The sequence below is a fragment of the Parabacteroides sp. PM6-13 genome (assembly GCF_029892605.1).
In the GTDB taxonomy this organism is placed as follows: domain Bacteria; phylum Bacteroidota; class Bacteroidia; order Bacteroidales; family Tannerellaceae; genus QVMG01.
In genome coordinates, this window is the sequence record NZ_JARXWF010000010.1 from 26,724 (window position 1) to 43,939 (window position 17,216).

The following is a 17,216-nucleotide window of genomic DNA, read 5'->3' on the forward strand; positions in this document are numbered from 1 at the left end:
CTCATTTACAGCGCACAAAGTTAGTTAATTATTTCAAAACAGCTTCTTACTTCGCGAAACCTATTTTGGGCATAGGATCATTTCCTTTTTGCTTATTGATTTTTGCCAATTCAGCTAAAGCGATGTATATATCATCGAAATCTGTAACCTCCCCAACTTGAGGTCACAAATTGTGACCTCAAGTTGGTATCTTCCTGATTTGTAAGCTGAAACATAAAATCAGAAGGGAATCTGATTATATTTCGCTTTACCGCCTGATTCAACACTTTCGTCTCAATTCCATACATCTCCGCCAGGTCATAATCCAGCATAACCAAACGAATTTAACAGCCATATGAGGCATCAAAATCAAAAAATCAAAGTGTAAGCAAAAAGGCGATTTTGCTTTACAATATGATACGTTAAAAAGTGTTACTCGCGGGACTAATTTTAAATACCCCTACGTTTTCGGAAAAATACTCGGTCGATTTTGACAAAATGACAAAATACCAAAAGGCGCAAAGCCATTTCAAGGTTCATCTCACGATGGCGTATTTTTTTTACAATATAATAAAATCGGAGGGAATGTGAAGATTTGTGGGAAAGCACGCCGCAGGCGTGAGATTATGCATAACCGTATGCAAGCGTAGCGCAGCTTACGGTAGTAAATCCTCTATATAAAAAGCCCCGCAGGGGGCGGGATTATGGCAGATCTCACACCTGCGGCGCTTGATTGACAGGGAGTCGCTATACCGTAAGCTGCGCTATGCTTGCATACGGTTATGCATAATCTCGCGCTTGCAGCGCAATCCCCACCTTCCCATCTTGGAAGATTTTCTTTATATGCCCTTCAACCATGAATATATATCCCACCTTCATCATTACACTACCTGAATTCAATTACGCATTCACCGGATGAAGCTATTTCAAGATCTTCCGATTCTTCTGCGAAAAAAGGGGGATAGATGAAAAATTGCCTATTTTTTCCGTATGTTTGCATAAGGCTTAGAATAAAGTATTTATGTACGGAATAGATTGTTTAAAGAAAACGACTGTTGTCTTCATTTGTTTGTGTCTGATAAGCTGTCTCAGTGCACAGCAACCCAAATTGCGATTGGGTGCAGAGCGGATGGAGGTGATTCTGCCCCTGTTAGAGGGGAAACGGGTTGGACTGGTGGTGAACCAAACCTCTATTTTAGAGAATGCACAGGTACATGTATTAGACACGCTATTGGCGGAGAAGGTCAACATAATCAAGGTGTTTGCACCCGAACATGGTTTCCGGGGAACGGAAGATGCCGGAGCGGAGATTGTCGACAGCCGTGATCAACGCACGGGCATTCCTATTGTATCGATATACGGACGTAACAGAAAACCAACAGCTGCCCAACTGGCCGATCTGGATGTCGTTGTGTTCGATATTCAAGATGTAGGCACCCGCTTTTATACCTATATCAGCACGATGCACTATGTGATGGAGGCGTGTGCGGAAAACGGAAAAGAGGTGATTGTACTCGACCGCCCGAATCCGAACGACTTCGTGGATGGGCCGATGCGCCGCGACGGGTTCGAGTCGTTTGTCGGTATGCATAAGATTCCATTGTTGCACGGGCTGACAGTGGGCGAACTGGCTCGGATGATTAATGGTGAAAAATGGCTGCAATCGACGCCCGACACCTGCCGGCTCACGGTCGTAGAGATGGAGAACTGGCAGCATGGCGATCCCTATTGGCTGCCGGTGAAGCCCTCTCCTAACCTGCCGAACGACCAGTCGATCCGCCTTTATCCCTCTCTCTGCCTCTTTGAAGGGACAGGAATCAGTGTGGGTCGGGGGACTTATTTCCCGTTCCAGGTGTTGGGGTATCCCGATCCGAGTTATGGCGACTTCCAGTTCACGCCCGTTTCACTCCCGGGATTCGACACCAACCCCATGCATAAAGACAAGGTGTGTTACGGGGTAGACCTGCAGCAAACGCCCTTTGAAGGAGGCTTCACGCTTCGTTTCCTGATCGATTTCCTGGAAAAGGCAGGCGACGACCGGGCGAAGTTCTTCACCCGCCCCGACTGGTTCGACCTATTAGCCGGATCCAAAGAGCTTCGGCAACAACTGACCAATGGCATGACCGAAGAGGAGATACGCGCCTACTGGCAGGCAGACCTGGATGCCTACAAGGAAATGCGACAGATATATTTATTGTATTAAAAAGAAAAAAAACAGCACATTATGACAAGAAATAAAAATAAAAGAAAAGAGAAACCGGAGAAGAAAGAGAAAAAACAGGGCGGTAAACGCCTGAAAAAACAGCAGATGATACCGGCGATTATTGCCGCCTTTCAATCCTCTCCACAGGAACCATTCAATTACAAGCAGATCAGCAAAATGATCGGCGTAGAGAACCAGGTGCAGAAATTGCAGGTGGTAGACATCCTATATGACCTGGCGGCCGATAATTTCATCACGGAGATCGACCGCGGACGGTACAAATTACATAATTTAGGTACACAGGCAGTGGGCACTTTCATGCGCCGCAGCAACGGGAAAAACTCCTTTATGCCGGAAGATGGAAGCGCCGCAGTCTTTGTGGCCGAGCGCAATTCGGCGCATGCCATGGACGGCGATAAGGTGAAGGTACAACTCTTTGCCAAACGCAAAGGAGCCGAACCGGAAGCAGAAGTGCTGGAAGTATTGGAACGCAAAGAGACCACCTACGTCGGGAAACTGCAGGTAGCCAAAGGTTTTGCCTTCTTGGTGACCGAAAACAAGACCCTGGCGAATGATATTTTTATTCCGAAAGAGAAACTGAAGGGCGGGAAAAACGGGGATAAAGCGATTGTGAAAATCGTGGAATGGCCCGACGAACATAAGAATCCGATCGGGCAGGTGATTGATATTCTGGGCGAGGCCGGCGACAACACCACCGAGATGCACGCGATTCTGGCGGAGTTCGGCTTGCCTTATAAATACCCCGAAGCGGTAGAAAAGGCGGCCAACCGCATACCGGAAGAGATTCCACAGGAAGAGATTGCCAAGCGGGAGGATTTCCGTAAGATCACCACCTTCACCATCGACCCGAAGGATGCAAAAGACTTTGACGACGCCCTCTCGATGCGTCGCCTGGAGAATGGCAACTGGGAGATTGGTGTACATATTGCCGATGTAACCTATTATGTCCGACCGGAAAGCATTATTGAAAAAGAAGCGCAGAAGCGTGCCACCTCAGTCTACCTGGTCGATCGCACCATTCCGATGCTGCCCGAACGATTGAGCAACCTGATCTGCTCCCTTCGTCCGGATGAAGAAAAACTTTGCTTCTCGGTTATCTTTGAAATGGATGAGAATGCTGTCGTGAAGAACTCACGGATTGTCCGGACAGTGATCTGCAGCGATCGCCGCTTCACCTACGAAGAGGCGCAGGAGGTGATCGAAACAGGCGAAGGCGACTACAAAGAGGAGATCTTGATGCTCAACCAACTGGCTCAGCGCATACGCGATCGCCGCTTCAAGAATGGCGCGATCAACTTCGACCGTTACGAAGTGAAATTTGAGATCGACGAACAGGGAAAACCGCTTCGTGTCTACTTCAAAGAGGCCAAAGAGGCGAACAAACTGATCGAAGAGTTTATGCTATTGGCCAATCGCACGGTGGCTGAATATGTAGGGTTGCCTCCCAAAGGGAAAACGAAGAAGACATTTGTGTACCGTATCCACAACGCGCCCAATCCCGAGAAAATGGAAAACTTCGCCGCCTTCATCCGACGTTTTGGCTATAAGCTCAAGACCGAAGGCAGCGAAAGCGATATATCCAAAAGCATCAATAAACTACTGGACAGCGCACAAGGGCGTCCGGAAGAGAATCTGATCGAGACTTTGGCCATTCGCGCCATGCAGAAAGCACGTTATTCCACGGAAAACGTGGGGCATTACGGATTGGCTTTCCCGCATTATTCACATTTCACCTCGCCTATCCGCCGCTATCCCGACATGATGGTGCATCGGTTGTTGGAACGCTACCTGGAGGGAGGACGCAGTGTGCCAAAGAATAAGATAGAAGAGCTTTGCGATCATAGCTCCGAAATGGAACAAACCGCTGCCAATGCCGAACGCGCGTCGATCAAATACAAGCAGGTTGAGTTTATGAGCGACAAGCTGGGCATGGTGTTCGATGGTGTGATCTCTGGCGTGACCGAATGGGGACTTTACGTGGAACTCAACGAAAACAAATGCGAAGGGCTGGTACCTATCCGCGATCTCGACGACGACTACTACGAATTCGATGAAAAGAATTACAGCCTGGTCGGACGCCGCCGCGGACGCGAATATCGCTTAGGCGACCCAATCACCATCAAAGTCGTACAAGCCAATCTGGAACGGAAACAATTAGATTTTATGATGGTATAGCGGTGCCTGCCGACCATTGCAAATAGCCCATCACCGAACAGGCGATCAACGCTATACCGAGGCAGAAATAGAAGATACGTGCGCCGGTACGTCCCAGCGTACCGACCACCGTACGGGCTTTCCGGGCTTCAAAAAACCAGTTGAAGTTCAACAGAGAAGCCAGGCAGGTGAAGAGTCCCATCAAGAAAAACAGGGCTAACAGGAGGTATTCGGGGATCGTCATACGCGGTTTATTCAATCGTTACCGTACGGGTGGCGTCCGGATTCTCCGCGATCGTGACATGCACGGTATCGGAAGGCAACAGTTCTTCAATCTTTTCCGGCCATTCGATAAAGCAAAGGGCGCCGCTATAAAAATAGTCTTCCGTACCGATATCCTCCGCTTCGCTCAGTTTGTTGATACGATAAAAATCGAAATGATAGATCAACTCTGCCGTTGTCTCGCTGCGGTATTCGTTGATAATGGCAAAGGTAGGGCTGTTGATCACATCCGTAACGCCCAACTCCTCGCAGATCGCTTTGATCAAGGTAGTCTTTCCGGCGCCCATGGCTCCGTGGAAAGCAAAAACCGTTCGGTCGTCCATTGCCTCGATAAACGCTCGGGCACTCTCGTGAATCGTATCTATATTGGTTATCTGAATTGCATTCATATTTCTTTCGTCTATCTGATTTTATTTGGGTGTCATGGTCACAAAAGGCACCATCATCTCTTCCATCGAGATACCTCCATGCTGGAATGTGTCTTTGTAGTAAGAAACATAGTAATTGTAATTGTTGGGATAAGCAAAAAAGTCATTGTTGAGCGCGAATATATATTTCGTGCTCAGATTGGGCGACGGCAGACCGATCTTTGCCGGATCGCGCACATCGTACACCTCTTTGGGGTTATAGCCAAGGTTTTTCCCCAATTTGTAGCGCAGGTTCGTATTGGTATTCTTATCGCCAATCACCTTGATCGCATTGTCGACCCGGATCGTCCCGTGATCGGTGGTCAGGATCACCTTGTAGCCCTTTTCGCCTATTTTGCGAAACAGCTCCAAGGCGGTGGAATGTTGAAACCAGGATTTGGTCAAGCTGCGGTAGGCCGCCTCGCTTTGTGCCAATTCGCGGATCATCTTACTCTCTGTGCGGGCATGGGAAAGCATATCGACAAAGTTCAACACGATCACATTCAGCGGATGACGCGTCAGGGAAGAGACCTGCTGGATCAGCTTTTCGCCGTAAGCAGAGTCGTATACTTTATGGTAAGAGAAGCTGTAATTCTTACGAAAACGCTCCAGTTGTGTGCGGATCAGAGGCGCTTCGTTCAGGTTTTTTCCCTCTTCGCTCTCCTCATCGATCCATAGTTCAGGAAACATCTTTTCGATCTGTTGCGGCATCAGGCCGGAAAAGATCGCGTTCCGGGCGTATTGCGTAGCCGTCGGCAGGATGCTGTAATAAAGATCTTCTTCAAAAGTATAATAATCAACCAACAGTTCTTTTACTACCCGCCATTGGTCCAACCGGAAATTGTCGATCAGGATAAAAAAGACCTTTTCGTCATTGTCCAGAAGTGGGAACACCTTCTTTTTGAACAAGTCGGGGCTCATCAACGGCCGGCTTTCCGGGCGTTCGATCCATCCTTCGTAGTTTTTCCGGATAAATTTCCCAAACGATTGATTGGCCTCTGTCTTTTGCATGCGCAACAGATCATCCATCTGCGTTTGCCCGCCTTCGAGTTCCAACTCCCAGTAGACAATCTTTTTATAGACCTCGATCCAGTCGTCTGTCGTCAGCGAGTCGTTGATTTGCATGCCGATACGTCCAAACTCCTGTTGGTAGCCGGATGTCTTTGTTTCGCTGATAATATCGTTTTTGTGTACATTCTTTTTGATGGAAAGCAGTAACTGATTCGGATTCACCGGCTTGATCAGGTAATCGGCTATCTTGTTGCCAATAGCCTGGTTCATAATGCTCTCCTCTTCGCTTTTGGTCACCATCACCACAGGGATATTGGGGTTTATCTCTTTGATCACCGCCAGTGTTTCCAATCCGGAGAGCCCGGGCATATTTTCATCCAGAAAGATGATATCGAAACTCTCTTCCCGGATGCAATCGATGGCGTCCTGTCCGCTGATAACCGGCGTGACGTCATACCCTTTATCCTGTAGAAATAAAATATGCGGCTTCAAGAGATCGATCTCATCGTCCGCCCAAAGTATTCTGTCTTTTCTTACCATCCTTTTTGTTATATGTGTGCTACAAAATTACATAAACCCTATTAAACAAACGACAACTCTCGTTTTTTTATATAATCCGCTTGGTTTTTAACATTTGAAAAAAAGCGGCGCGCTTTTCACCGAATCGCCTCATACACAAATTTATCGCGCGGTATGCTCGAAAAGTCCTGCGGGAATGGTATATTTGCATCATAAAGCAAATTATTATGGCTGATACGAATAAGCAATTCGACCAGGTGATCGCCGGATGCCGGGAGTTGTTCGGAAAGAAACTGAAGGACTATGGTCCTTCCTGGCGCATTATGCGTCCACAATCGGTGACCGATCAGATATTTATCAAGGCAAACCGCATACGCAGCCTGGAAATCAAAGGGATAAGCAAAGTAGACGAGGGCATACGCCCGGAGTTTATCGGCATCGTCAACTACGGGGTGATCGGCTTGATCCAGCTCGAACTGGGTTTTGCCGATACGACGGACATCACCGCCGAAGAGGCATTGGCGTTGTATGATAAACATATCACGACCACCAAGGAACTGATGTATGCCAAGAACCATGACTACGACGAGGCATGGCGCAGTATGCGGATCAGCTCCTATACTGACCTCATCCTGATGAAGATCTACCGCACGAAGGAGATCGAAAGTAACCAGGGGCAAACATTGGTGTCGGAAGGGGTCGATGCCAATTATATGGATATGATCAATTACGCCCTTTTCGGGTTGATCAAACTCGATGAAGGCGAAGAACAATAAGAAGCGATAGATGAAATACAAAGAGACAGCTATAAAGGTTTTTGCCGAGTGCAGTCGGCTGCTGCTCGGTGTGGTTTTTATTTTCTCGGGATTTGTCAAGGCAATCGATCCGGTGGGGTTCGCGATTAAGATCGGCGACTACCTCATGGCTTTCGGATTGGAGAAATTGGACTCCTTCTCGATGTTGGTCTCCTTCAACCTGGTGGCTATCGAGTTTATGCTGGGTGTCTGCATGCTGTTGGGTGTCTACCGACGCTACGCTTCGCTATTGACCCTACTTTTCATGGCTTTCATGACTCCGCTGACGCTCTACCTGGCGCTGTTCGATCCGGTATCGGATTGCGGATGCTTTGGTGACGCGTTGATACTGACCAACTGGGAGACGTTCGGAAAGAATGTCGTGCTTCTGGCGGCTGCTATCTTTGCATTTATCTACAACCAGAAGATATTTCAGGTATATACGTTTCGGGTCTATTGGTTTGTGGCGCTTTGGTCGTTCTCGTTCTGTATATTGTTTTCGGTACACAACTACCGCCATCTGCCGATTCTGGATTTCCGCCCCTACAAGGTAGGAGCCAATATTCCGGAACTGATGAGTATACCCGAAGGGGCGGCGGAAGAGGAATACAGCTACTCTTTTGTGTACGAAAAAGAGGGAAAGCAACAAACCTTCTCGCTCGACGATATCCCCGAAGAGGGAAGCGGCTGGACGTTTGTGGAATCGAAAACGACGTTGGTCAAAGAGGGCTATATACCGCCGGTGGAATCCTTTATCCTGTATGATGAGCAGGATGCCGACTGGGCAGATGAGATCCTGTCAGACGAGAGAGGAGTCTTCCTCCTTATCTTCCCGAAGATCGAAAAGGCAAACGACGACTATGTCGATGAGATCAATAGCGTCTACGACTATGCGCTCGACAACGGATTGTCGTTCTATGGCGTGACCGGTTCGGGCGCGGATGCCGTGACCCGCTGGAAAGAGTATATGGGTGCCGACTATTCGTTTTTGTATGCCGACGATATTCTATTGAAAACAATCATCCGTTCCAACCCCGGACTGGTATTGCTCAAAGGGGGCACGGTATTGGGGAAATGGCATTACCGCGATATTCCTGCCGAAGAGGAGGTGAAAGAGGTGATGGATCCCTATTTCGCGCCGGGCAAAATAACACTGAAAGAAGGCAGGTCGTTACCTACCAACCTATTGACTTTTGCCGTACCTTTGTTGCTTGTTTGGGTGTATGATTATTTCCGTAATCGTCGCCGTAAGAAGAAGGACTAATTTTTTTTAATTAAATATTGATATTTATTAGGTTATGAGAAAGAACATTATCGCAGGAAACTGGAAAATGAACACCACCCTGGCTGAAGGGTTGGAACTGGCAAAAGGATTAAACGAAGCCTTGAAAGGCAAAACCTTGAAGTGTGACGTAGTGATTGGTACTCCTTTTACTCACCTGGCAAGCGTAGCGGCCGCGATCGATACCGATAAGATCGGTGTGGCAGCGCAGAACTGTGCCGATCAGGAAAAAGGAGCGTACACCGGAGAGGTATCTGCCGCTATGGTAGCTTCTACCGGAGCTAAATATGTGATCCTGGGACACTCTGAAAGACGTGCTTACTATCACGAAACAGCTGAGATACTGAAAACAAAGGTAAACCTGGCATTGGCGAACGGGCTGACTCCGATCTTCTGCATCGGTGAAGTATTGGAAGAACGCGAAGCCGGAAAACATTTCCAGGTGGTTGACGAACAGGTAGAAGGTTCTTTGTTTGATCTTTCTCCGGAAGATTTCGCTAAGCTCGTGATCGCTTACGAACCGGTTTGGGCTATCGGTACCGGCAAAACAGCTACGGCTGACCAGGCAGAAGAGATCCATGCACACATCCGCGCAACGATCGCGAAGAAATATGGCGAACAGATCGCCGATGATTGTACCATCCTTTACGGAGGAAGCATGAATGGGGCAAACGCAGCCGAACTGGTGGCGAAGCCGAATGTAGATGGTGGCTTGATTGGTGGCGCTTCATTAGGCGTTGACAAATTCATGCCGATTATCGAAGCCTTTTAATTCGACTTATTCTATGAAGCAGTATTCGTTCTTTTGGCTGATCCTTCTGTTTTCCGCTTCTACCTTTGCCTCATTCGCACAGGAAGAAACGGTTGTCAGGGAATCTATCTTCGACTCGCTCGAGAAAGTCGAACCGGGAAAAGGAACCGTGGTGATCCATCAATCGGAGAGTATCCGCCGCTTGGTGGGCGCTCCGCAATATGGTGTGCAGGTGGAGAACAGCCATGGGGAATCGTTCCTGGTGTTCGATGGCTTCCGGGTGCAGGTGTTCTCCGGCAACAACCAGCGGCTCTCGCGGGAAGAGGCTTCTCAAAAGGAAAAAGAGATCAAAGAACTTCTTCCGGAACTCTCTGCCTATATCACGTTCGATGCCCCTTTCTGGAAACTGCGCGTTGGCGACTTCCGCACGCATGAAGAGGCCTACCATTTGTTGAGGGAGCTGACCGCAGCCTTCCCCGCTTATGGGAAAGAGATGTATATTGTGAGTGATAAAGTACGAATACCTATTTATTAAATGGAAAGTTGAAAGTTGAAAGTTGAAAATAAATAGTTCTCAATTTTCAACTTTCAATTTTCAACTTTCAATTAAAAAAAGATGCCAAAAGTAACTGAAAAAGCAATGACAGCCAACGAGGAACTGGTGGCTCACTACAAAGCCGTTATCGGGCTTTTGGGAGAGGATGTCAACCGCGAAGGCTTACTGAAAACGCCCGAACGTGTCGCCAAAGCCATGCAATTCCTGACCAAAGGATATACCGAAGACCCTGAAGCCGTGCTTCGCTCCGCCATGTTCCAGGAGGAGGGCTACAAACAAATGGTGATTGTCAAAGACATCGATTTCTTTTCTATGTGCGAACACCATATGCTCCCTTTCTTTGGGAAGGCACATATCGCCTATATCCCGCGCAATTATATCACCGGCTTGAGCAAGATCCCGCGTATCGTCGATATCTTCGCCCGCCGCTTGCAAATACAGGAACGCCTGACAACACAAATCAAAGACTGTATCCAGAACACCCTCGATCCCCTGGGTGTGATGGTTGTTATCGAAGCCCAGCATATGTGTATGCAGATGCGTGGCGTCGAGAAACAAAACTCCCTCACGACTACTTCCGACTTCACCGGATTCTTCCAGCAAGCTAAGACACGGGAAGAGTTTATCAACCTGATTAGATAATTATGAATTGTGAATTATGAATTATGAGAAGAAATTGTCCCTTTCATAATTCATAATTCACAATTCATAATTTCTTCTTGTAATTTTTTTCTCTCTCCTGCGACTGATTGTGTAGATACGATGAATAAAATGGATGCACAACAACGGGAAAAAGAGTTTATGGCTTTGGTAGAAAGCTATAAGCGGGTAATCTACAAAGTCTGTTATATGTATGCTACCGATGCCGATCATTTGAACGATCTGTATCAGGAGGTAGTGATCAACCTATGGAAAGCCTTTCCTCACTTCCGGGGTGAGAGCAAAGTGTCGACCTGGGTCTACAAAATCGGCTTGAATACCTGTGTCTCTTTTTTCCGCAAATCGAAAGGGCGACCGGAAGTGGTACCGATCACGGTCGACCTGGAGAACCTGGCTTCCGAAGAGAGTAAAACCGCCCAGATCCGGGAATTATACGGGATGACCAACCGATTGAACCCGATGGAACGGGCGCTTATCCTCCTCTGGCTCGAAGAGAAAAGCTATCAGGAGATAGCCGAGATCACCGGTTTCTCCCGGAACAATGTAGCCGTTAAACTCATGCGTATCAAAGAGAAACTAAAAACAATGTCGAATAGTTAATACACTGAGTCGTTATGGATATAGATAAATTAAAAGAAAACTGGGGAAGCCTCAACGAGCGATTGGAACAGAATGAGATCCTGAATAAACGCATCATCCAAGAGATGATAAAGAACCGCGCCAACTCGGCACAAAGCCGGTTGTTTCGCTACGACCTATTGGGCTTGATTGTGATAGGCATTTTCAGCATCCTCCTCCCTTTCATATGGAAGAACACCCTTATGACCTTCCCCTCTTTCCTATTATTGGAAAGCGCTATGGTGCTCTACCTGGGCATGGAGAGTTGGAAGATGTCCTGCCTCTTACGCTTCAATACGGAGACAAAAAACATCTACGAATTAAATCGCCTGATGCTGCGTTACCGATGGATTGTGAAATGGAATTATACCTACGGCATGCTGATTGCCGCCTTAGTGGTCATAGGCTTTTTCCTCTTCCAGGGATCTAACCTATTATTGGACGCCTGGCGCTTATGGACAATGGGAGGTGCTTTCGCGGTAGGGGCTTTATTTGGATTCCTGCAGATTCGTTTCCAAAACAAAACCATCGCCGCCATCGAACAAAGCCTGAAGGAGTTGGAGGAATTTAGGGAATAATTATGAATTGTGAATTATGAATTATGAATTACAGAAAAGCAATCTGTCTCATAATTCATAATTCACAATTCATAATTACTCTTCAATCCATTGAAGAATCTGCGCCTTCACCTGTTCCTGCATATCGGCGGGAAGGGTTTTAATGCGGGCGCGGTGGCTGCCGCGGGGTTCGATGTAGATCTGCAGGTTTTCCTTGCCTTTGAAATCGGGCACGCGGGTAGCACTCCAGGGATCCACCTCGCCATAGATACAGATCATTTTCGGATCGTTCTCTTTCAGGTAGTTGTACACCTTGTCATACATCGCCGCGCGATCGAAGGTGATCGGCTTGGCTGTCTCCGTCAGCATAAGGCGATCCAGGTATCCTTTGCTCGATTTGATAGAGAGCAGTTTCTTAAACGGACGTGTATCGTATCCGTAATAACCCATCTCTTTGGCAGCCTGTACGAAGAACGACGCCATATAGGGATCGGTCGTGAAATAATCCGGTCCGCTAATCTGCAGTAAATGCTTAAAAATCTCTTCCGTAGACACATTGAGCGCGGGAATAACCGCCACCGAAGTGCCCCATTGCCAGAAGGCAAAAGGATATTCCAACACGCAATAATCCAATACCTCATCCAGCCCAACACGGAAGTTCATCTCTTTCTCTTTGACATACGCTTCCAGTAAAGGCATGACTTCCGCGCGACGCTTCAACACCTCTTTTTGGAACCCTTCGATCAGCTTGCGTTCTTTCTTCGTGCCTACCTTGCGCAGGAAAGGCTCATGCCGTCCGTCTTCCACGCCCCAGTTGAGCGGAGCCACGTAAGGCACGGATATATCCACATCGTCCGGGAACCAGGTACGATAGAGCAGGGTGGTTTGTCCGCCCTTGCTGATGCCTGTACTAATCCATTTCTCGGGATAGAGTTGCTTGAATGTCGTGGTCACGTTGTGCAGGTCGTAAGCCGAATTTTCCGTTGTCAGGTAGTCCCAGTTGAGCGGTTCGGGCGTCGATTCCATAAAGTAGCGGTATTCAACATGCACGATATTGGTGTTGAACAGTTCGGACAATTCGTCGCGGTAGCGCGGATTCTGGGCATAAGCACCTCCATATCCTTCGGTTACCAAAACGGTCGGCCGGTCGAAGCCCACATGACATACCACGAGACGTTGCGTAAAGGTGCCTGCTGCCGGATTGTGCGGATCGAGCTGTTGAGTGATACGCACCAGGTATTTCTCCCCGAAATGCTCTGATTCCAGTTGTTCAATACCACTGATCCCCGGCAGGGATTCCAGTTTTTGCTTCAGTTCTGTTTGCGCAGTGGCAAAGAGAGAGATAAAAAGAAGCGAAACGAGTAGTAAATGACGTAAGTGTTGCATAATTGATTTGTGTTTAAGGTTAATCATCAAATAGTTTGAACGTATATCCTTCCTGCCTCAGCCATTCGATGGCGCGAGGCATGGCGTATTTCATATTTTCTTCCGCCTTCAACGAATCGTGGAAGACGATGATGGAGCCGTTGCGGGTATACCGCTTCACCACGTCCAACACCTCTTCCGGCGTCAGGTGGGGGCTGTAGTCACGGGTAACAACATCCCACATAATGATGCGGTATTTATTGCGCAGCGACCATATCTGCGGCATGCGCATATGTCCATGCGGCGGGCGAAACAGGGGGCTGTCGATCAATTCGGCCGCCTTCTCCACATTCGCCAGGTAGTTCTTTGTCCAGAAACGAATGCCCTGGATATGGTTGAAGGTATGATTGCCCACCCGGTGTCCACGCTCAAGCACCATCCGGTAGACATCCGGATATTTGCGCACATTATCACCCACGCAGAAGAAGGTTGCCTTCACATCATACTCGTCCAATACATCCAATACCCAGGGAGTGACCTCGGGGATAGGCCCGTCGTCGAACGTGAGATACACGCATTTTTCGACCGCGGGAAGCCGCCAGACCGTTCCCGGGAACAAAGCCCTGTAAAGCCAAGGGGGTTGTTCTATAAACATCGCTTAGTCGTTCGCTCGTTTACTCGTCGCCCAGGCCATCCGGTAATTATCGAACTCTTCCTGATACTTCTCTACAAACTCAGGGTTAAACTCCTTGCTGACACGCAGTATCTGTTGGATAACCGCCAGGTTATGTTGTATCTCATTCTGCACAGAGGCCAGATGACCCGGTTTCAGGCGATAATACCAGTTCAGGTTGCGGAAGGCATTGTCGATGATACCGTTCATGATCTCTTCCGCCTTTTCCATTTCACCCAGTTCATAGTAGAACTGTCCGAAGTCCAAAGCGGTATAATCCAACGGCACATTTTCGGGAGGCAGCATCTGCATACCCCGATCCAATACGTTCAATGCCTTTTCTTCCTCGCCTTCAGCAAGCAGGGTTGCTGCCAGGTTGGCAAAGATCGACATACGGGCTGTGCGACACATACGCAGGGCGTTCTCATCGAGATACATACCCGGTTTGTCTACCCCACCCCAACGGAATCGGTTCATCACATTATCGTACATCCGTTCCGAATCGGTTTGCATAACCGTACCCTGTGCCGGTATCGGCGTGATCTGGTAGGTAAGCCCCGTCTGACGGAAGTATGGGCGTAGGTTCACCCATTGGTCGGGCGATACGGTGATCGCGTAATACATCGGGCGTTCCCAGTTGTTTGTCTGTAACATATCCAGGATGATCAACTCCTGTTTGCCAAGTATCTCTTTATTGCTTAGGTCGATCACCATCTCGTCGAGAATATAATCCGCCTCTTCCTCCGACACGATGCCATTGCGAAGCACTGCCTCTTTATCAACCGGATAGACCAGTTTCTGCGAAGGGATATAGGTCAGGCTTCTGCCCAGGGCAACCTGCTGTTTGGTTTTCGGATCATCGCTTCGCACAAAGTTCAAAGCTGCTTTCAGGTCGACCGTCTCTATGCCGTTCGTCAGGTAAGCGATATCTCTTGCTCCTCCCTGCACATACTCTTTCGGTTGCCAGGAGATAGGCAGCGGTGCCGATTCATAGGCGCCTTTCTTCATCTGGTTGATATACCAGTCGGTCTGCAGGTAGCTGGTGTTACATACGCGCACATCGGTGCGGATGCCCTCTACCTCCTGCGCATACCAGAGCGGGAAGGTATCGTTGTCACCATTGGTAAACAGAATCGCATTCGGTTCGCAAGACTCCAGGTAATTGCTTCCGAAATCGCGGGCGATCGTACGTGTCGCGCGATTGTGGTCGTCCCAGTTCTGAGAAGCCATCTGAATAGGCACAAACAGCGAAGCCACCGCCGCGATAACCGCTGCTACCATAGGCGAGAGCTTGAGATACTGGCGGAGCAAACGAGCCACAGCTGCCACCCCGAAGCCGATCCAGATAGAGAAGGCATAGAACGAGCCGGCGTAGGCGTAATCGCGTTCGCGCACCTGTAGTGGCGATTGATTGAGGTAGAGCACAATAGCTAACCCCGTCATAAAGAAGAGGAAGAAGGTGATCCAGAAGCCCTGGATGCCTTTCTTGCCGGAATAGGCCTGGAACAACAAGCCCAGGACACCCAACAATAGCGGCAACATATAATATTTATTATGCCCCTTATTATTGACAATATCATAAGGCATATCATCCTGCGGACCAACCAATACCTCATCAATGAATTTGATACCGGTGATCCAGTTTCCGTTCTGTATCTCTCCCTGTCCCTGTATATCGTTCTGGCGGCCGGAGAAGTTCCACATGAAATAGCGCCAGTACATAAAGTTCAACTGATAGGTAAAGAAGAAACGGAGGTTTTCGGCAAAGGTAGGTTTCATCACCGTGCGCGTCTCCCCACACGAATTGATGGTAACCGGCGTGCCTTTGATGTTCGCCCATTCTTTATAGGCTTCGATATGACGCGGATCCTGGCTGTGCATACGCGGGAAAAACATTTTAAACTCGTCCATATATTCATAGACGGTTTCATGGCGAGATACATAGTAGCGATCCTTTTCGTTTTCATTTTCTTTGATCACCTTGCTCCAGGTAGGATTTCCCTCCTTGGAAACGGCTATGCAATTGCGGCCTTCCACCGTGCGCTTCACCTCAGCCACATAGTTGTTTCCGTAGATCAAAGGTGTACTTCCATACTGCTCACGCGCCAGGTAAGAGCGCAGGGTAAAGATATCACTCGGGTTGTTCTGGTTCATCGGGGTATCGGCTGTCGCGCGAATGATGATCAACGCGTATGAAGAATAACCCACAATAATCACCATCAGGCAGACCATAATGGTATTCAACGCCTTCACCGCTACCTTCTTACTCATAAACAGATAAGTCGCGAGGGCAGCAATCAACAGAATACCTAAGATATATCCATCCCCCATAAACGGAATACCCATCAAGGCTATAGAAAGGATAAAAGCGATCTTCATGCGCGTCGCATTGACCGTGGGGCGCATGGTTTCCCAAATAGCCCAGGCGACCACTGCCACCAGGAAGATCAGATAAAAGAAAACACCTGAATTGTAAGGCATACCCAGGGTATTGACAAAGAAAAGTTCGAACCAACCGCATACCTCTACCAGCCCCTGTACGACACCGTACATCATCAGAGCGATGATAGCAAACGAGATACCCAGGGCGATCAGTGTGCCTTTCATCGTCGGGTTTTCATATTTCTTATAATAGTAAACCAGTACGATAGCCGGAATACAGAGCAGGTTCAACAGATGGACACCGATACTCAGCCCCATCAGGTAGGCAATCAATACGATCCAACGATCGGCTTGCGGCTTGTCGGCCACCGCCTCCCATTTCAGGATCAGCCAGAATACCACCGCCGTAAACAGGGAGGAGAAAGCATATACCTCGCCCTCTACCGCACTGAACCAGAAGGTATCACTGAAGGTATACACCAAAGCGCCTACCAGTCCGCTACCCATGATAATGATAAGCTGAGGCAAAGTAGCTTCTTCGCCCTCTTTCAGGACCACCTTACGCGCCAGGTGGGTGATGCTCCAGAAAAGGAACAAGATGGTGAATCCGCTGAAAACGGCCGACATGGAGTTGATCATGACCGGCACCAGTTTCACATCCGACACCAACTGAGTGAAAATATTGGCTGTCAACATAAAGAAAGGAGCACCCGGCGGATGGCCTACCTCCAGTTTATACGCGGAAGATATAAATTCGCCGCAATCCCAGAAGCTGGCCGACGATTCCATGGTCATCAGGTACACAGTGGTAGCGATCAGAAAGGCTACCCATCCCAACACATTGTTGATAAGTTTGTATTTTCTCATATTTGCAAATATAGAATTATCAGAAATAATGTTTGTCTACTCCTCCCGGAGAGATGCCGCAAAGGTAAACATTTACTCTAAATACCTAACGTACGAAGTGATCATAAATTGTACCATTCCTATTTGCAAAAAAAA

Annotated in this window: 15 protein-coding genes and 1 pseudogene; 9 read left to right on the forward strand and 7 right to left on the reverse strand. The window is 48.3% G+C overall.

What is annotated here, in order from left to right; all coding sequences use genetic code 11:
- Positions 1 to 140 precede the first annotated feature (140 nt).
- Positions 141 to 311: pseudogene (locus tag M2134_RS10355) on the reverse strand (ORF6N domain-containing protein); the annotation flags it as partial.
- A 797-nt stretch (positions 312 to 1,108) separates the two neighbouring features.
- Between M2134_RS10355 and M2134_RS10360 the strand changes: the two are divergent.
- Both M2134_RS10360 and rnr read left to right on the forward strand, forming a co-directional pair.
- Positions 1,109 to 2,182: a DUF1343 domain-containing protein gene (locus tag M2134_RS10360; protein ID WP_280750815.1), complete on the forward strand. Its 1,074-nt coding sequence runs from the start codon at positions 1,109 to 1,111 to the stop codon at positions 2,180 to 2,182.
- 21 nt (positions 2,183 to 2,203) lie between these two features.
- Entirely contained in the window at positions 2,204 to 4,378 is a 2,175-nt protein-coding gene (gene rnr / locus M2134_RS10365; RefSeq protein ID WP_280750631.1) for a ribonuclease R, read from the forward strand.
- Here the strand turns inward: rnr and M2134_RS10370 are convergent.
- Genes M2134_RS10370 through M2134_RS10380 form a run of 3 tightly spaced genes read right to left on the reverse strand, consistent with a single transcriptional unit; the run spans position 4,365 to position 6,597 of the window.
- Positions 4,365 to 4,601, reverse strand: coding sequence for an immunity 17 family protein (locus M2134_RS10370; RefSeq protein ID WP_280750632.1), 237 nt, complete (start codon positions 4,599 to 4,601; stop codon positions 4,365 to 4,367). The two genes, rnr and M2134_RS10370, sit on opposite strands and share 14 nt — an antisense overlap.
- 7 nt (positions 4,602 to 4,608) lie before the next feature.
- Positions 4,609 to 5,028 (reverse strand): tRNA (adenosine(37)-N6)-threonylcarbamoyltransferase complex ATPase subunit type 1 TsaE, encoded by a 420-nt coding sequence (gene tsaE / locus M2134_RS10375; protein WP_280750633.1) that lies wholly within the window; start codon positions 5,026 to 5,028, stop codon positions 4,609 to 4,611.
- Between the two features lie 21 nt (positions 5,029 to 5,049).
- Positions 5,050 to 6,597, reverse strand: coding sequence for a PglZ domain-containing protein (locus M2134_RS10380; RefSeq protein ID WP_280750634.1), 1,548 nt, complete (start codon positions 6,595 to 6,597; stop codon positions 5,050 to 5,052).
- Positions 6,598 to 6,803: 206 nt separating this feature from the next.
- Here M2134_RS10380 and M2134_RS10385 point away from each other — a divergent pair, with 206 nt between their 5' ends.
- From M2134_RS10385 to M2134_RS10415, 7 genes are all read left to right on the forward strand, one after another.
- Positions 6,804 to 7,352 (forward strand): DUF1599 domain-containing protein, encoded by a 549-nt coding sequence (locus tag M2134_RS10385; protein WP_280750635.1) that lies wholly within the window; start codon positions 6,804 to 6,806, stop codon positions 7,350 to 7,352.
- A gap of 10 nt (positions 7,353 to 7,362) precedes the next feature.
- The gene (locus M2134_RS10390; protein ID WP_280750636.1) at positions 7,363 to 8,634 is read left to right on the forward strand and encodes a BT_3928 family protein; all 1,272 of its coding nucleotides are present in this window, start codon (positions 7,363 to 7,365) and stop codon (positions 8,632 to 8,634) included.
- Positions 8,635 to 8,668: 34 nt separating this feature from the next.
- Positions 8,669 to 9,424, forward strand: a complete 756-nt coding sequence (gene tpiA / locus M2134_RS10395) for a triose-phosphate isomerase (protein WP_280750637.1) — start codon at positions 8,669 to 8,671, stop codon at positions 9,422 to 9,424.
- Between the two features lie 13 nt (positions 9,425 to 9,437).
- Positions 9,438 to 9,938 carry an SPOR domain-containing protein gene (locus tag M2134_RS10400; protein WP_280750638.1) on the forward strand — a complete coding sequence of 167 codons (501 nt, stop codon included), beginning with the start codon at positions 9,438 to 9,440 and terminating at the stop codon, positions 9,936 to 9,938.
- 81 nt (positions 9,939 to 10,019) lie between these two features.
- Positions 10,020 to 10,601 (forward strand): GTP cyclohydrolase I FolE, encoded by a 582-nt coding sequence (gene folE, locus M2134_RS10405; RefSeq protein WP_280750639.1) that lies wholly within the window; start codon positions 10,020 to 10,022, stop codon positions 10,599 to 10,601.
- Between the two features lie 129 nt (positions 10,602 to 10,730).
- The gene (locus tag M2134_RS10410) at positions 10,731 to 11,219 is read left to right on the forward strand and encodes a sigma-70 family RNA polymerase sigma factor (protein ID WP_280750640.1); all 489 of its coding nucleotides are present in this window, start codon (positions 10,731 to 10,733) and stop codon (positions 11,217 to 11,219) included.
- A 14-nt stretch (positions 11,220 to 11,233) separates the two neighbouring features.
- Positions 11,234 to 11,815 (forward strand): hypothetical protein, encoded by a 582-nt coding sequence (locus tag M2134_RS10415; RefSeq protein WP_280750641.1) that lies wholly within the window; start codon positions 11,234 to 11,236, stop codon positions 11,813 to 11,815.
- Between the two features lie 75 nt (positions 11,816 to 11,890).
- Here M2134_RS10415 and M2134_RS10420 read toward each other — a convergent pair whose 3' ends face one another.
- Genes M2134_RS10420 through M2134_RS10430 form a run of 3 tightly spaced genes read right to left on the reverse strand, consistent with a single transcriptional unit; the run spans position 11,891 to position 17,081 of the window.
- On the reverse strand, positions 11,891 to 13,180 hold the full coding sequence (locus M2134_RS10420) for a S28 family serine protease (RefSeq protein WP_280750642.1): 1,290 nt from the start codon (positions 13,178 to 13,180) through the stop codon (positions 11,891 to 11,893).
- Between the two features lie 19 nt (positions 13,181 to 13,199).
- On the reverse strand, positions 13,200 to 13,814 hold the full coding sequence (locus tag M2134_RS10425) for a polysaccharide deacetylase family protein (protein WP_280750643.1): 615 nt from the start codon (positions 13,812 to 13,814) through the stop codon (positions 13,200 to 13,202).
- Positions 13,815 to 13,817: 3 nt separating this feature from the next.
- Positions 13,818 to 17,081, reverse strand: a complete 3,264-nt coding sequence (locus tag M2134_RS10430) for a DUF2723 domain-containing protein (protein WP_280750644.1) — start codon at positions 17,079 to 17,081, stop codon at positions 13,818 to 13,820.
- Between the last annotated feature and the right edge of the window lie 135 nt (positions 17,082 to 17,216).

Excerpts from the sequence above, each read along its gene's own strand:
- M2134_RS10385 (WP_280750635.1), top strand. The coding sequence starts at position 6,804 with ATGGCTGATACGAATAAGCAATTCGACCAGGTGATCGCCGGATGCCGG.
- tsaE (WP_280750633.1), bottom strand. The coding sequence starts at position 5,028 with ATGAATGCAATTCAGATAACCAATATAGATACGATTCACGAGAGTGCC.
- M2134_RS10390 (WP_280750636.1), top strand. The coding sequence starts at position 7,363 with ATGAAATACAAAGAGACAGCTATAAAGGTTTTTGCCGAGTGCAGTCGG.
- M2134_RS10380 (WP_280750634.1), bottom strand. The coding sequence starts at position 6,597 with ATGGTAAGAAAAGACAGAATACTTTGGGCGGACGATGAGATCGATCTC.
- M2134_RS10415 (WP_280750641.1), top strand. The coding sequence starts at position 11,234 with ATGGATATAGATAAATTAAAAGAAAACTGGGGAAGCCTCAACGAGCGA.
- M2134_RS10425 (WP_280750643.1), bottom strand. The coding sequence starts at position 13,814 with ATGTTTATAGAACAACCCCCTTGGCTTTACAGGGCTTTGTTCCCGGGA.
- tpiA (WP_280750637.1), top strand. The coding sequence starts at position 8,669 with ATGAGAAAGAACATTATCGCAGGAAACTGGAAAATGAACACCACCCTG.
- M2134_RS10410 (WP_280750640.1), top strand. The coding sequence starts at position 10,731 with ATGGATGCACAACAACGGGAAAAAGAGTTTATGGCTTTGGTAGAAAGC.
- M2134_RS10370 (WP_280750632.1), bottom strand. The coding sequence starts at position 4,601 with ATGACGATCCCCGAATACCTCCTGTTAGCCCTGTTTTTCTTGATGGGA.
- M2134_RS10420 (WP_280750642.1), bottom strand. The coding sequence starts at position 13,180 with ATGCAACACTTACGTCATTTACTACTCGTTTCGCTTCTTTTTATCTCT.
- M2134_RS10400 (WP_280750638.1), top strand. The coding sequence starts at position 9,438 with ATGAAGCAGTATTCGTTCTTTTGGCTGATCCTTCTGTTTTCCGCTTCT.
- M2134_RS10360 (WP_280750815.1), top strand. The coding sequence starts at position 1,109 with ATGGAGGTGATTCTGCCCCTGTTAGAGGGGAAACGGGTTGGACTGGTG.
- folE (WP_280750639.1), top strand. The coding sequence starts at position 10,020 with ATGCCAAAAGTAACTGAAAAAGCAATGACAGCCAACGAGGAACTGGTG.
- M2134_RS10430 (WP_280750644.1), bottom strand. The coding sequence starts at position 17,081 with ATGAGAAAATACAAACTTATCAACAATGTGTTGGGATGGGTAGCCTTT.
- rnr (WP_280750631.1), top strand. The coding sequence starts at position 2,204 with ATGACAAGAAATAAAAATAAAAGAAAAGAGAAACCGGAGAAGAAAGAG.